The sequence below is a fragment of the Caballeronia eucalypticola genome, assembly GCF_047608185.1.
Lineage (GTDB): Bacteria > Pseudomonadota > Gammaproteobacteria > Burkholderiales > Burkholderiaceae > Caballeronia.
Window position 1 is genome coordinate 24,039 of the sequence record NZ_JBLKRU010000029.1, and the last position, 14,868, is coordinate 38,906.

Below are 14,868 nucleotides of genomic sequence, written 5' to 3' on the forward strand. Positions count from 1 at the left end.
TCGTGAAGCGCGCATCGGCGGCGTTCGGCTTGTCCGGTGCATTTTCGGAAACACCACCATGAACACGAGTTCCAAGTTGACCGAGGGCGCTTGCGTGGCTCTCACCGACGATCGCTGCGTCGCCGTTCCTGAGATCGGCCTCGAATTAAGGGTCCGCACGCCGCAAGATTTCGCGGGCAGCGGCATCGAACTGATCGAGACGACAAACGCGCCGGGCTTCGGTCCTCCGCTGCATAGGCATCGCGAAGCCGAGATCTTCTACATCTTGCAGGGGCACTACCTCTTCGAGGTCGATGGCAAGCGCTTCGAAGCGACGGTGGGTGACACCGTTGTGGCGAATGGCAACGTGCCGCACCGCTTCGTGAATATCGACAGCAATCCATCGAAGCAACTGGTGATGATCGTTCCTGGCTTCGACGCCCTTGCGTTCTTTACCGAACTGGGCTCGGCCCTGAAGGCCTCAAAGCTTGACGATGAGGCGAAGCAGGCGTTCAGCGCGCGCTGGGGTGTCGAGTTTTTAGGGCCACCTCTGAACACTCCGTCAAGGGGAAAGGCATGAGCGCCGCGCCGCTACAGGTGCGCGAAATTGGGAGCTTTCATATCGGCGGCCACATGGTTTCGCTAACCGGGTTAGCGCCGAGATTGCGCGTCAGCACGACCCACGGCGCAGTTCATCCCATCGATCCCAATGGAGAGATGATCGCCGGGCAGATGTACGTGCAGTATGTCAAGCTCGCGGCGCCGCTTAGTCCGCATCCTCTTTTGCTCTGGCACGGCGGAGGAATGAGCGGCGTGAACTGGGAAACGACACCCGATGGACGCGCCGGATGGCAGATGCTTTTTCTTCGTGCGGGCTTCGACGTGTTCGTGTCCGACGCGGTCGAACGAGGCCGGGCGTCATGGGCTCCGTATCCCGACGTCTACACGGACGCGCCCTATTTCCGCACGGGACGCGAAGCATGGGAGGAAACGTTCCGGTTCGGTCCGGCCGGTTCCTGGCATGCCGATTCTGCGCAACGTCGTGCTCACGACGGACTTCGCTTTCCTGTCGAGCGGATGGAAGGTTTCATGAACCAGTTCGTTCCACGCTGGGGCGGCAACGATGCGCTCACGCAGTATGCCTACGACGCACTCGTTGGCAGCCTCGAAAGCAGCATCGTCCTGACTCACAGTCAAGGCGGTAATTTCGGGCTCAACGCCGCGCTGCACGCGCCGGATCGCATCAAGGCCGTGATCTCGCTCGAGCCGTCCGGCGCGCCGGATCCGGAAAGTTTCGATCCAGCGATCTTAAGCGGCATTCCGCATCTTTTCGTTTGGGGCGACTTCCTTGATCAGCATCCTTTTTGGGTCGCGTCGGTGCCCAAGGTACGGCGCTGGTACGAGGCGCTGCTTGCCGCTGGCGTGGATGCGCAATGGATCGATTTGCCTTCACACGGAATCACAGGAAACAGTCACGCTTTGATGGCCGACGCTAATAGCGACGCCATCGGCGAAATAGTGCGCGACTGGATGTGCGCAAAGAATTTAGTTACTTCGAGTTGATCCTGCGGTTCGACTCAATCAACACCGTTCATCGGACAAACACTATCAAGACATAACGTCGTGTAATTGAATTTAAACACCATCGACATGCCCGCGATCGGCGTCAACGTTCAGGTGCGGAAATTCTAGAAGCCAATGCACTATCGGGAAACGTCGTAGCGCGCCTGTTAGGCCCGGATGTCGACCCTTATGGCGGGCTCGTGCCGCGTCTGGGGTCATCGATATTGATCGGCTGCGTGCGAACCTGAAGTGGATTGTGGGAGCCGGAGCGCGGCGCCAAAGTTGCGCTGATTCCGCGCGACGCGCAGCACGCGGAGCAGGTCCGCTGGATCGATGCACCGCCGTTCTTCCACTGGCATACGATCAATGCATTCGCGGACGGCGACCGGATCGAAGCTGTCCTGCCGTGGTATGACTCTTTCCCTTTGACGGGCCATTCGAAACGGCTGGAGCTTCACCGGCCGGTAATCGACATCGCCAGGAGCGTAGTGCACGACGAGGCGATCGACGATCAGCCGTCGAGTTCGGACGGGTCAACGACGCGTATCTTGGACGACGCTCGCGGTACGGATACGTAGGGTTGCGCATGCCGCGGCCCGGCGAGAAGCCGCAGATCGGCGCGTTCGAGACAATCGCACGCTACGATCTCGTCACCGGCAGCAAGACCGTGCACCAGTTAGCGCCGGGCTTGACGGTTTCTGAACCGGTGTTTGTTGCTGACCCGCACGGCCGGCGCGAAGAGGACGGGTTCATCGTGACGTTCGTACATGAACTGGGTAGCAGCGCCGGCCGTTTCGTGATTCTCGACGCGCGGCAGCTCGATCGCGAACCGCTCGCCGTGATCGAACTGCCACGGCGCATCCCGGCCGGGCTGCATGGAGCGTGGATTCCTGCGTCATTGGCCTGAACCGGGCTTGCTCTTTTGAACACTATGCACCGCGAAGGGCGCGACTTACTTGCGAGGGAATTGGCGATGACCACAACAATGCGCCGTGAGGGTGTGACCTATACGTTGCACCATATCGGCATCCCCACTACGGAGTGGCGGCCCGGGGAACGATATGCCGCGAAAGTAAAGATGTACACGACGGATGACCTGAGTGGCCCCGTGCCGGTACAGTGGCATCGGTATGAACCCGGCTCGCCGCTACGTCCGCTACTTCGAGAACAGCCACATGTGGCATACAAGGTCAATGACCTGAGCGCGGCGATCGAAGGTCACATCGTGCTGCTCGGCCCGTACGAACCGATCGACGGATATCGCGTCGCGGTGATCGACAATGCGGGCATGCCGATCGAGTTTGTCGAGACGACCCTCACGGATGACGAGATCTGGGGCCGGGCGAGAAGTGGGCAACGCGCCAGCCTGTACACGTAAATCTGTAGAAGGTCGCAAAAAGTCGGACCTTTCTGGACGTGTTCGGCAGTCTTTATGCCTCGAAAGCAACTCTGGGAACCGCAGAATACGTCCGGCTCAAGACTGGCTGTCACAACGGTCTCAAGCCATATCGACACCTCAATACGCGAAATCCGGACCGGAGTTTCCGACGGCCTACTGACACCGCGGCAGGAACGAACGACCGCTCCTGCCCGATGCGGGCCGATCAACGGCAGCCTACTTCGCTAGTTCAACATCGGACCGGGTTCGGCCACACGCCGCCACACCTGCTCATACACGGGTCCGTCGGTGTGGAGATCTGAAGCGATGCTCGTTATCGATATAAAAAGCAAAGAACGGAGCGTTTCAAACTGACGATCACGATACTGTCCCAGCATGCGCTCTGGCCGTTCGGATGGATATGCTCCGAAATGGCTTCAAATGACTCTACGAAAGGGATTCACCATGTCAGTGCTGGGAGGATATAAGCCTTTCTTTGAACGCTGGTCGAAAGTCTTCTGGTGCAAGGCCCGGAATGCGTGTTACGCACTCGCCCAGAATTCTGGTCCTTCGTTTCCGCTCCCGCGACCCAACGCTCAGACGGCCCAGGCTGCCGGGATAAGAAGCGTGTTTGGCCTCCCGGAGCCGCGCCGTGTGGAAAGCTTCAGTGGAATGAATCATAGGAGTCTTGACTGAGCCTAAAATGAGCGAGCGGAAAACAGCACCTGGAAAGTCGAGCTGTTTCGGATGTAGGTGGATGAACCGCCTGGGTCGGCCATCGACCGCTTCCAAGCTTTCCGATCTCCTCGCCAGCGTTAGATTGCATGGATTGTGCGTCAAGCGGCGACGCAGTAGACTCACTAAGTGCCTTCCGTCTCGTTTTTCTGCGGATGTGCGGCCAGTGGCCGATGAGTCAACTATCTGGCGCGAACCGCCGCGTTTCCCCACCGATTTGAACCCCAGGTGTCATGCGGGCATGCCTCCGTGTTGGACACTCCAGCGAGGTGTTAACACATGAAACTCCGACAGTTGCGTTATTTCGTGACCATCGTCGATGCAGGCAGTTTTTCGCGCGCGGCACAGGTGGCCCATGTGGCGCAGCCTGCATTGAGCCAGCAGATCGCCGACCTCGAAGATCAGCTCGGCGTCTCGCTGCTGCAGCGAAGCGCTCGCGGCGTGAGCGCCACGGCCGCAGGCACGCGGCTTTACGTGGAGGCGAGTGCGATCCTGCGGCGCGTCGAGCGCTTGCCTGAAGTCGTACGTGGACACGGCGAAGAAGTCGAGGGCAGCGTTTCCATCGGTATGGCTTTCCCTTTGGCATCGCAGTTCGCGGGGCCGATCATGGCCGCGTGCCGCACTGCGTTACCAAAAGTGCGGCTGAAGCTTTCGTCATCGGGGAGCATGCAACTGGCCGCGTGCATTCGCGAACACGCCATCGACCTCGCTTTCCTCTTCGAAGGTGAACCCTATGCGGGTTGTGTCCGCGTGCTGCTATTCGAGCGGCGGCTCTTTCTTCTGCGGCGTGCAAACGGATCGGTCAGGCCTGGATCGATCAAGTTGCAGGAACTCGCCGAGCTTCCCCTTGTGCTGCCGCATCACCCGAATATTGTGCGGCTTGTACTCGACCGGCAATTTGCAGAGGCGGGAATCGTGCCGCATGTCGCGGCCGAAGCCGACGTGAGCACCGACATGCTCGCGGCCGTACAAGCCGGTGTCGGCGACACCATCCTGCCACTTGGCGGCACGGACGAGCTGCCCGGCAATATTGTTGCGCAAGCCATCGAGCCCGCCATTCCGCTGACGGCCAGCATCGTTTCTTCTGCGGAGACGCCCCTCGCGGCCGCTGGGGAAGCGGTGCGCGATTTCATCGCCGCCTTTGTTAAACAACATCTGTCCGAGCGTCCGGTAGCCAGCGCCGAACCGGTAGACGAATGACGCGTTTCAAGCCCTAACCGGCGACTTACCTGCAACGAACGACGGTGTTGTTGCTGTTCTTAAAACGCGCGCAGACTTGCCTCTGACATCCCGAAGACAACATGGTGTCGCCCGATGCGGGTGCGAAAGTTGATATGGCGAATCTAGTTCTATCGGGCCGGCAAGTGCGGCGCGAACATGATAGGCCGACGATCGTCCGATTGGCGGCTACAAATGCCACTCTCGCTGATGGGCTGGTCCTCGGCTCAACCAGGCCCCATGACAGAAAGCGAATTCCTGAAGCAATCGTCGAACGTCGCGAAACCTTGCTTAGCGCATCCGCGCATCAATTCTTCCTGACTTGCTTCGATCCGATTGCTCTGCCACTTGCCCCACGTCGAATTAACAACTGCGGCCGCTAGTCCGCCCTCCCGTGACACAGGGATGTACATTGCGGTCACCGCTAATACCAAAGCGCACGCCAGATACGCGATGTGGCGCTTGCGGCGTCTCACCAACTTTACTTCCAGTGGCCATTTAGAGCCCTTCGTCACTTCAAACTGAGCGTTTGCCATTTTCAAAATCTTAGGTTGTCGTAGAGCTTGATTGTTCCACCCAACAATTAGTAGAGAATTAAGTCCTATTAGTTGGCAGGGCCTCCCGACACCGACGTCGGCTCAAGCCGCCATCGTCGATTCCGCGCAGGCGGCAGTGCTGGCAGAATTAAACGAATCGACGACGCGTTGAAACGGCGAAGCGTCATGCACACCTTTCGCGAGCAGAAAATAGCAGAGGTAAGGAAAAATCTGCTCGCTGAGAATCTGGCTGCACTCCACGGGCAACATCGCCGTGATGTTGTCGATAGCCATGACGTCGATGCCGGTTCGCGTGCGGCAGACGGGCACAGCAAAACTGGTTGGGCTTGAATACAACGGAATTGGGTTGTCCGGATGAGTTGCCTCGCAACTGATGTCGCCAATCAGCTGGATCTTCGTACGCGGACCGATCATCGTGTCGCATAGAAATAGCGGCGTCCCGGCAGACAACTTGATGCAGTTGAACACCAGCTCATAGTCGTGCAATCGCTCCCTCAGCTCATGCCGCTCCTTCGTGATTTTCGGCGAGCAGTCGTACGTCAGTCCCACTTCGTCGAGCAGGCGCGTGACGCCAGCACCGGACTTACCGCGGTGCCCGATTACCAGGATGCTGGGCGCCCGGAATCCAGTGAGAACCAGCCCGCGTGCGTATGCAACGAGTTCGCTCACGCTGATGAATTGCCTGGGTATCCGATACGCCACGTCAGGTCCCTGCAGTTTCTGCGTCCAGATGTCGAGACACGCCGTCGCTGCGGCCAGTCCGGCGAGATAGCCCGCGCCGCCGGTAACAAGCTGTGCGCCAAAACTGTCCTTGATCTGCTCGAGGTCGTAGAGGAAGCCGCCGCCGCGTCTGAACCGTTCGAGCAGTTTGAGCGAGCCTCGCTGGCACTCGTACGCATGGGCGAAATACATATGCCGATGTCCGAGCGGGAACGACTCGTCGGGAAGTTCTTTGAGGCCCAGGATCAGCGTGTCGCGGTGCGCGGACGGCCAACTGCCGGTTGGCACAAGCGTGCATCCAGCGTCGAGATAGCTCGAATCGCGGAAGATGCGATCCGCCGACGACTCTACACATACGCGATAACCATTCTTGACGAGAATGCCCGCATGGACTGGAATCAACAGAGTGCGGCGCTCATTGAGCCTGGATTCGGCACGTAGCCACAGAGTTTGCGTCATGTCAAACGCTCCGTTGCGAGTGTCCAGCAAGCCGGGCGACGAACGTTTGCCGCATTTAGTTGGGTCACTTCCAAGCGCGATGGGTCATGCGCGTCGTTGCCAATCGCCGCCGCAAAAAACGACTTTTCTATCAAGCGAAAGAGGGCGTAGTCCTGCCCGAGTTCCTCGCAGCTGTCCGCGAGCAACATCGCATAGCCGGGATGTCCTAGCGCGTACTTGGTTTCCCTGAGTTGTCCTTGCGGGGTAATCGTAAGTTTGACGCTCATGAGGCTCGGAATCTTGAGGAACCCAGCGAGGTCGAGGTGGTTTGCCAAGCGGCCGGAAAGGTGCGATGACATGTAGATGAAACGCGCGAACCGTGTTGGTGCGGCTGCACATGACTTTATCCTGTCCAGGAACAGATGAGGAGCAATGAGGCTATCCGCAAGGACGGAAATCTGGCTATAGCCTTGGCACTCCTCGACAACCGAGAAGTCAATCCCTCCCGCCAGCCTCGCGCCCGTTTCGATCAGACGAGGGCCGTTCAGCGTCAACATCACTTCGCTATGGGCAGCGCCATTCCGTATCTGCAACGCGTCGAGCACATCGCCTGCGTATTCAGTCAAAACGGAGAATTCAGGCGCGTCGCGACGTATGAAGTCCGAGTATTCGTCGATCAGCCAGGTGTCTTCATAGTGGTTGACGTCATGCCAGATATCCGTGACGAAGTGCTGGCCTTCGACTGACACCGTGTTGACAACGAAGTGCCTGCCCTCCAGGTATTCCTGGATGACGTATTCGTCCTTGATTTCACCGACCACGTTGACGTTGCCAATATTGCGCCTGAAAACTTCCGCGATGTCGGCTTCGCTCTCGCAGATGCCAACCCCGTCTGAATAGCCGCCCAGCGATGGTTTCATCACGGCGCGCGTGAAGCCGGATTGCCGATACCAAGCGAGGATATCGTCGAGATCGCGGGAGCAGAATTGCGCCGGGCACGGCACGCCGTTGAGCCGCAACGCGTCGACCATGTGAAATTTGTGCCTGTGTAACCGTGAGCTGCCCGCGGGGTTCGTTGGTACATTGAAATACTGCGTCAGCTTGTTCGCGGCAATCACGCCGCTATCGCCTGCCGCGACGATGGCCTTGATACGGTAGCGTTTCAGTTGCTCGACGAGATCGCATATTGCCGCGTCGTCATTCGACAGAAGGCGTAATTCGTCGGTGCACCATTCAGGGCTGCGCGTCTCTACACTCGCGGCCTTGCCGAACGCCACGTGGATGCACTGATAGCCGCGACCCTGAAGCGCCGGTCCGATGTAGTAACCCTTGCGATCTGCGCCGACGATAACAATTGCTTGTTTTTGGAGTTTCATGGTGAAGCCTCCGCTATGGGAAGATTATTGATGCTTACGCTGCTGCTTTTCTCACCACGACGACCACCTGGCCGGGACGAGTGGCTGTTGCTGTGGGCAACGTTCTCAGGAGCTCGTTGAGACGCCAGCGCAGATAATGATCGCGGGACAGTTTCTCAAGCCATGGAGCGAAGTCGGCAAGCCACTGTTGAACGTCCCAGCGCTCGATCTCAAGTTCGTAATGGATTTCGGCAGACGCGGCGTTAAAGTCGACCAGTTCCAGGATTTCGCCTGCAGACAGGCCCGTGCGGTGGAAGTAGCCGAAGCTTTGCACCAGCGAATTCGACCACCCGCACAAGGCGTGCGTGGTGCGCTGCGAACTGATGCTCAGATCCCACCACGGCTCGCAAATCACAACCCCGTGACGTGCCACGCGTGCGCCTTCTCTTAACGCGTCGCCGGGCCTGAGAACGTGGTGCATCGAGTTTGCAATCAGCACCCAGTCGAAAGCGCCGTCGTCGAACGGCAAGCGCCGCATGTCGCAGGTCCTTGTCTCGACACCGGCACGGGTCAAGGACGACAACGACGGCTCATGCGTATCAACGCCGCAGACCGCCACGTTATGGGCTTGCTTGAGCGCGAGGAGCTTGCGGCCCTCGCCACATCCCATTTCGAGCAGTGAACCGGGGAAGGGCTTCAGTTGAAGCAGGCGGTCGACCAGACGCCGGTCGAGTGCACCTAGGGGAAAATTACACATGACAGACGGCCTCCCTCATGGAATCGAGAAAATGTTGGCCGGGTGGCGTGAACACGGCGTGGTCCCTCAGAATCGCGTCACCTCGCATGAACTTATCCAGGTAGACCGCTTCTCTGGTAGCAAACGACAACGGTAGTGCGGACAGGCTCAAACGGTCAAGTTGCTCGGGTGATGGCGCGGGGGCTTCTGTTTGCCGGATATACCCGGGTGCATATCGGTATGCATGCAGCAATCGAAAGAACACGAAATGGGCGTGCAGCACGCCTTTTATAGGTCGCAACGTCTGGCGCGCGGGCGAAGGTGCTGGATCGGCGCCATTTTTCACCAGCGGATCGAAGGTCATGAGCATATTCAGGTAGATATGCGCGGACTCGTGAAGCACTCGGTCAAAGTAAAAAAACCGTTCGTGTGGTTCGCAAATTTGTGATGGTGGCCGCACAAGCACCGTGCCAAATGCCGCTAGACTTGACGCCGCCTCCGCTGAAAAGGAGCGCGGCATTAATTGAACGACGCACACCAGGCTGGAAATTTCATCGGCGAGGTTCGGGTTGCATGCAGCGATGGCCAGCTTCATTTCTGCAAGCTGCCGGCGAGCTGACGCGGCCGCGGAGCAATCCACCGTATCGCGTGCGTCACCATCCGTCGTGCTCAGGGCGACCTCCAGAACGGACGCATTGGAGCTCGTAGCCGCGCGATGAGCGCGCAGAAAAGACCATGCGATGTCATCGACGGTATCGCGAACTTCGAAGGTATCAGCATAGGGCGCGCGTAGACATTCGAGCAGTTCGTCGCAGCGCTGGGCGACGGAGCTTGTATCGGAGCGCGCCATCTCCTGAAGCAGTCCAAAATAGGTGAAGTAGAGGCGCGGCGAGAATCGGCGAGAAATGTCAAGTGCCGCAATGGGTTGGCCGGGATTCGTGAGCTTTTCCGGCATCACGCGCGCGGTTTCCAGCAGTACCTTTCGCAGTGAGTCCTTCATCTTTTTCTGCAATCCGGTGCGCAGCAATTCGCTGGCCCCGGATGCCGGATAAACCAGCTTCCGCCATTCGGACGGTTCGTTCAGCAGTTCAAGAGCGGTCTTCATGACAATTAGCGAAGCTCGTGCAAGTCAAAGTAGGATGGGGCGAACGGGGGGCGCGCCTTTTGAGGCCCATTCGCCGGCAAGACGACGCGCTCCCCACGCGCGATTACATCAGGTATTGAACGGTCGGGACGAGATCCGCGCCGTCCGCGACGATGCCTTCGGGCAGGACGAACTCGTCCTTACGCGGGGCAATGAGGGCATTGACGATTTGTTGGGATTCCATATTGATGGTCGTGTTCATGAGCTTCTCCAAAGTAAAGTGAGATTGGATCAACTTTTTCTCTTGATCGAGAATCAGTCTCCAGATGTCAATTTACGTTGCTTCTGTTAGCACAGAATTAGCTGTATCCGATGGAGATTTTCTCGTGACTTCAGATCTACGGTGCGCTTGGAAGCGCTGGGGCGCCCTGCAACCGGCTTCGCAGGAGGAGTTGGGTTGTCCCTGCGATCGTTAGAGACGAGTTGGCGTTTTGCTAAGCGGTTCGTGCTGAAGCTGCATCTGCCACACGCACAACACGACGAGTAGCAATGTCGCGGGCAGCATCGACAGGTGTTCGCCACGCACGAGCAACATGACTGCGAGCCGCCAGCCGGCACGCCCAATAGAAATGTAAGCCACGCTGTAAAAGTCTCGCCTACGGATGCCCGTTTCCCGCGCACGTGCTTCGTTAAAGTATTAGTCGATTTTCTCATCACGCCGTCTTGTCCATGGTATTTTTATCAACGATTCTTCGTGATAGCGGAGCGCATTCAAGTTTGCGGAGCTATCTGAAATTGTTAAGATCTTTCACCTTGTGATGCTTCAGCGATCCAAGGATAAGAGTCGAGCGTTCGCCCTGCGATCATGGCCGTCGGCGCGCTGATCTAAGCGCCTCACCTGTTCGCAATCGGGTTGCGATAGGCCGCAACAGTCCCTCGTCATCTGACGCTTGCCAAGTACGGTTTTTTCCGGCTTATTGCCGGAGGTCTGTCAGTAAATCAGGAGGACTACGAGCCAGCCTGATAAAGTGCCATCCGTCCGTTAGCTTGGGCTTTCGGGCGATCAATTCCGTGGAGCGAACATGTTTGCGTTACCGTGGGTTGCGATTATGCTTGCCGCGCCGGCGACATTGTCGTCTGCTTCCCGGTGGCTGGCTCTGGGACTGCTCATTGCCGGCTACAGCGCTGCGATCGCGAACGGACTGCTCGGCCCGACGGCGGCGGCGCCGGTTGCATCGTTGCTGGCTGCTGCTTATGCCGTATCGCCACGCCGGAAACCGTCTGTTCAGTGCATCGGGCACGCCGCGTTCATTGCGCTGGCCATTGCACTAAGCATGCATTGGCTGCCAGGTTTTCATAACCCCCGCGTCATTAGCTCACATCGTTTCACTGCGGATGCCGTAGCATTCACGATGTACCTCAACCTGGACAAGCCTTTGATTGGCTTCTGGATCCTGCTGGTGCTGCCGTGGACTCGGCCGCAGCGCTCGCTATATACATCGATGAGGGCAGGGGTTGTCTGTATGTTGGTGACGACGGCGGCCTGTCTGCTGGTTGCAATGCTGCTGGGACTCGTCACATGGGAACCGAAATGGCCTTCGGTCGGTTGGCTGTGGCTGCTAAACAATCTGTTGCTCGTCACGTTCACCGAAGAAGCGCTGTTTCGCGGCTATCTGCAGGGCGGCCTAAGCCGTCTTATCGGGCAGCGGCCGTACGCAAGCGCAATTGCCATCGTTGTCGCGGCAGGGTTGTTCGGCCTGGCTCACGCCGCGGGCGGGTGGCAATGGCTCGTGCTTGGAAGCATCGCGGGAGTCGGATATGGATTGGCTTACCGCTTCGGTGGACTTCAGGCGGCAGTGCTCGCGCATTTTGGCTTGAATATGATGCACTTTTTTCTGTTTACCTACCCGATGTTGCAGCCAACCGGGGCGTTGTGATTTGCCTACGGCATCCTTGCGAGCGATCGTGGACAACCTGAGACGTTTCCTGTCGCGATGGACTTGGTCCGTGCGAATTCTTCAGTTACGGCATATCACGATGCCTTTGTCCTGCAACGGATGAAGTACCGGCATCGTCGCGCGGCGATTCGGGACGAACAAGAATATGCCCTCGGTATGCATGTGCCACCATGCTACGAGCCATGCCGGAGCGAATTAACTCACTGGCGATGCTGCCGTGAATAGACGCAGAAAGCGTCGGCTCGCACCAGGCGGTTCATCTCGAAGGATAGATGATTCGTGGCAACTCGCAGATTTTTGAAGTGTGCCCCGCATGCTCATCGCACCTTCATGGCAGTGGGCATCCCCTTGACTCCTGCATAGAAGACGATGACCTCGACTGGAGAATTATTGGTCTATCCACGGTGAGAGCTTCCGACCATTTCAGGCAAAACGTCGCCCGCGTGCAGCGTCGTCTTATGGCGTCCGTCACGGCTATCCACATGCAAATCTCCGGACGGTACATATGCAGCGTTTGGCATTGAGTGTGTGTGCCACGGCAGCGTCGTGTGGGGAGGAATAATAATCTTGAGAACGGTCAGTTGCGGCTGCCCCGCAGGATAGCCTTTATATAAGGTGCCGTCCCATGAGCGTTCGGTTCTCATGAGCACGGTAGAAACAGCGCTTTCTGGATTATCGGCCGACGCGGCGAACGCAGGGATAGTGAGAAAGATCAGGGACAGCACAATTGCAAATCGACGGATCAACAGCACGCAAGGTACTCCTATTAGTTAAAACTAAATTCGTCTTAAACCCAAGCAAGCCACACCGTCAATTCGTCGTGTCATGCAGCTTTACGAGTGCCGACTGTTTCGCTGTGGACCAAAGCACAATGATCTGACCGCTGAAGAACTCGCAGTGCAGCGGTGAGACCCATAAGCCTGGATTGATAGATGCGCGGGTCCATCATCGCCACGTCGCGAATAATTGGTCGAAACGCCATATGAGCGAGCACGTCTCGTTCGATGTCGATGCCGGGCGCCACTTCAATCAACTGCAACCCCTCGGGCTGCAACTTGAATACGCAGCGCTCGGTCACGTACAGCACGGACTGACCCTTCGCCGCGGCAAGCGGTCCGTTGAATGTGATCTGCTCAACCGCTTCGACGAATTTGCTCGTTCGCCCTTCGGCTACGATTTGCAACTGACCATCTTCAGCTCGTGTGGTGTCTCCGTCGGCGGTAAACGTCCCGGCGAAAACAAGCTGGTGTGCATTCTGGCTGATGTTGATGAACCCGCCGGCCCCGGCAAGATGAGAACCGAACCGGCTGACATTGACGTTTCCAGCGCGATCGACCTGAGCCATGCCGAGGCACGCGAGGTCCAGGCCACCGCCATCATAGAAATCGATCTGCTGATTCTGATGCAGGAGCGCCTGCGTATTGATGCCCACACCGAAATCGAGGCCGCCCATCAGCATGCCGCCGACCACGCCGGACTCCGCAGTCAAAGTCAGCTGATCGAGTATGCGTTCTTCTGCAGCGACTGCCGCCACTGTTTCGGGCATGCCAATTCCGAGATTGATCACGCCACCCAGGGGCAACTCGAACGCACAGCGCCGCGCTACGAGCTTTCGCTCGTTAAGTTCGAGCGCCGGCAGCTTGTCGACAGCAACGCGGATCTCGCCTGAATAGGCCGGGTTGTAATCGGTGGCATAGGTCTGCCGATGGGTCGCAGCAGGCGCTACCACTACGCAATCGACCAGCGTACCCGGAACGACCACGCGCCGTGCATCGAGCGACCCGCTCGACGCCATTCTTTCCACCTGAGCAATGACAAGGCCGTTGGAATTTCTTGCTGCCATGGCGGCAGCCTGAGCGTCGAGCAGCAGAGCCTCGCGCTCCATCGTAATGTTGCCTTCGGGATCAGCGGTGGTGCCGCGAATCAAGGCAACGTTGATTTTGAAGGCGTTGTAGAAGAGCCATTCTTCGCCCTCGATCTCCATCACGTGTATGAGGTCTTCGGTCGTCCGTGCGTTGATTTTTCCGCCGTCTTGCCTTGGATCTACGAAGGTGCCGAGGCCCACCTTGGTGAGCGTGCCTGCCTTGTGAGCGGCCGAGTCGCGATACAGATGCGAAATTGTGCCCAGTGGGAGGTTATAGGCTTCGATTCGGTTGTCCGTCGCCAGTTTCGCGAGCTTGGGAACGAGCGACCAATGGCCTCCAATTACGCGACGCACCAGTCCCTCGTGCGCAAGCCGATTCAGTCCGCGCTCCTTGCCATCGCCGCACGCTGCCGCAAACACGAGCGTCAGACCGCGCGGCCCTTCGGTTGTGACGAAACGCCGCTCCAGCGCTGCGATCAATTCCTCAGGCGTACCCGTGCCGACAAAGCCGGAGCAACTTACCACGTCCCCGTTGCGAATCAACGCAACAGCTTCGTCGGCGGTTTTGATTTTGTCTTTCATGGTGGTCATTCCGTTCTGGGTTCGGCAATCATCGCAAGGTCAGTGGTTGGGCGTGCTCGACGACCACAAGCCAGCACTGTAGATCCCCTGAATTAGCCGAAAATTACTTTGTTGAATTTAAACATGCGAGTCACCAGTTCGATGTGTGGTTAGCCGTGTCTTCGGGCTTCTTGTGACACCGCGTTCTCTAGCGACGTCGAGAACGTAAAACCCGTTGCGGATTCGCAGTGAACCGAATCGCGCCCGGTTACATCGATGCGCCGATAACCATAGGCGAGTTCCACAATCGTGGTCCCTTCATAACCGGCGCCTGCTCGAAAAGCGATCTGTGAAGTGATACGAAATCGAACTACCCGCCACGATCGCGGCGCAGCTTCCTGGGGCACATGGAGATTTGGTGCGAGTAGGGTGGGTGAGCCGCCCAACTGGGGCTCGCGCATCGAAACCGAGGGGACTTATCAAAAAGACGTAATTTTCAGCTAACTCACAGATAGGAAGATGTATCCGATCAGAAATCACAGTGCGCCATAGGCGGATTTACTTGGAGATCAACAAAATGCAAGCATTGAAAGACAACGCGATGGGCCTTGGGGTTTTGCTTTTAATGCTCATAGCCGGAGCTATGACGGTCGGGTTTATTGCCTCAGCAAGCGAGTTCCTATCGTTTATTCTGCCTCACCTTTAACCTGACCATAACCACG

At 57.8% G+C, this 14,868-nt stretch carries 14 protein-coding genes and 1 pseudogene; 7 read left to right on the forward strand and 8 right to left on the reverse strand.

Features of this window, described 5'->3' with window-relative positions:
* Window positions 1–58 precede the first annotated feature (58 nt).
* The 6 genes and pseudogenes from ACMX25_RS27215 (at window position 59) to ACMX25_RS27240 (ending at window position 4,855) form a co-directional block, all read left to right on the forward strand.
* Complete coding sequence (locus ACMX25_RS27215) at window positions 59–559, forward strand: cupin domain-containing protein (RefSeq protein ID WP_414953107.1); 501 nt, start codon at window positions 59–61, stop codon at window positions 557–559.
* Window positions 556–1,542 (forward strand): alpha/beta hydrolase, encoded by a 987-nt coding sequence (locus ACMX25_RS27220; protein WP_414953108.1) that lies wholly within the window; start codon window positions 556–558, stop codon window positions 1,540–1,542. The genes ACMX25_RS27215 and ACMX25_RS27220 overlap by 4 nt, the downstream gene beginning before the upstream one ends.
* Window positions 1,543–1,796: 254 nt before the next feature.
* Window positions 1,797–2,120 (forward strand): carotenoid oxygenase family protein, encoded by a 324-nt coding sequence (locus ACMX25_RS27225; protein ID WP_414953109.1) that lies wholly within the window; start codon window positions 1,797–1,799, stop codon window positions 2,118–2,120.
* A pseudogene (locus ACMX25_RS27230) lies at window positions 2,102–2,449 on the forward strand (carotenoid oxygenase family protein); the annotation flags it as partial. The gene ACMX25_RS27225 and the pseudogene ACMX25_RS27230, both read left to right, overlap by 19 nt.
* Before the next feature lie 66 nt (window positions 2,450–2,515).
* Window positions 2,516–2,920, forward strand: coding sequence for a VOC family protein (locus tag ACMX25_RS27235; RefSeq protein WP_414953110.1), 405 nt, complete (start codon window positions 2,516–2,518; stop codon window positions 2,918–2,920).
* 1,014 nt (window positions 2,921–3,934) lie between these two features.
* On the forward strand, window positions 3,935–4,855 hold the full coding sequence (locus ACMX25_RS27240) for a LysR substrate-binding domain-containing protein (protein ID WP_414953111.1): 921 nt from the start codon (window positions 3,935–3,937) through the stop codon (window positions 4,853–4,855).
* Window positions 4,856–5,511: 656 nt separating this feature from the next.
* Here the strand turns inward: ACMX25_RS27240 and ACMX25_RS27245 are convergent.
* From ACMX25_RS27245 to ACMX25_RS27270, 6 genes are all read right to left on the reverse strand, one after another.
* On the reverse strand, window positions 5,512–6,609 hold the full coding sequence (locus ACMX25_RS27245; RefSeq protein WP_414953112.1) for a Rossmann-fold NAD(P)-binding domain-containing protein: 1,098 nt from the start codon (window positions 6,607–6,609) through the stop codon (window positions 5,512–5,514).
* Window positions 6,606–7,964 carry an ATP-grasp domain-containing protein gene (locus ACMX25_RS27250; protein WP_414953113.1) on the reverse strand — a complete coding sequence of 453 codons (1,359 nt, stop codon included), beginning with the start codon at window positions 7,962–7,964 and terminating at the stop codon, window positions 6,606–6,608. Before ACMX25_RS27250 ends, ACMX25_RS27245 begins: the two co-directional genes overlap by 4 nt.
* A 34-nt stretch (window positions 7,965–7,998) precedes the next feature.
* Entirely contained in the window at window positions 7,999–8,700 is a 702-nt protein-coding gene (locus tag ACMX25_RS27255) for a class I SAM-dependent methyltransferase (RefSeq protein ID WP_414953114.1), read from the reverse strand.
* The gene (locus ACMX25_RS27260; RefSeq protein ID WP_414953115.1) at window positions 8,693–9,706 is read right to left on the reverse strand and encodes an aKG-HExxH-type peptide beta-hydroxylase; all 1,014 of its coding nucleotides are present in this window, start codon (window positions 9,704–9,706) and stop codon (window positions 8,693–8,695) included. The genes ACMX25_RS27255 and ACMX25_RS27260 overlap by 8 nt, the downstream gene beginning before the upstream one ends.
* A 181-nt stretch (window positions 9,707–9,887) precedes the next feature.
* Complete coding sequence (locus ACMX25_RS27265; protein ID WP_414953116.1) at window positions 9,888–10,025, reverse strand: hypothetical protein; 138 nt, start codon at window positions 10,023–10,025, stop codon at window positions 9,888–9,890.
* 210 nt (window positions 10,026–10,235) lie between these two features.
* A complete protein-coding gene (locus ACMX25_RS27270; RefSeq protein ID WP_414953117.1) occupies window positions 10,236–10,403 on the reverse strand; it encodes a hypothetical protein in 168 nt (55 codons plus the stop codon).
* Window positions 10,404–10,845: 442 nt separating this feature from the next.
* On the opposite strand from ACMX25_RS27270, the gene ACMX25_RS27275 reads away from it, so the two are divergent.
* Window positions 10,846–11,700, forward strand: a complete 855-nt coding sequence (locus ACMX25_RS27275; RefSeq protein WP_414953118.1) for a CPBP family intramembrane glutamic endopeptidase — start codon at window positions 10,846–10,848, stop codon at window positions 11,698–11,700.
* A 416-nt stretch (window positions 11,701–12,116) separates the two neighbouring features.
* On the opposite strand, the gene ACMX25_RS27280 is transcribed toward ACMX25_RS27275, so the two are convergent.
* The gene (locus tag ACMX25_RS27280) at window positions 12,117–12,473 is read right to left on the reverse strand and encodes a cupin domain-containing protein (RefSeq protein ID WP_414953119.1); all 357 of its coding nucleotides are present in this window, start codon (window positions 12,471–12,473) and stop codon (window positions 12,117–12,119) included.
* 71 nt (window positions 12,474–12,544) lie between these two features.
* Window positions 12,545–14,167 carry an acyl CoA:acetate/3-ketoacid CoA transferase gene (locus ACMX25_RS27285; protein ID WP_414953120.1) on the reverse strand — a complete coding sequence of 541 codons (1,623 nt, stop codon included), beginning with the start codon at window positions 14,165–14,167 and terminating at the stop codon, window positions 12,545–12,547.
* Between the last annotated feature and the right edge of the window lie 701 nt (window positions 14,168–14,868).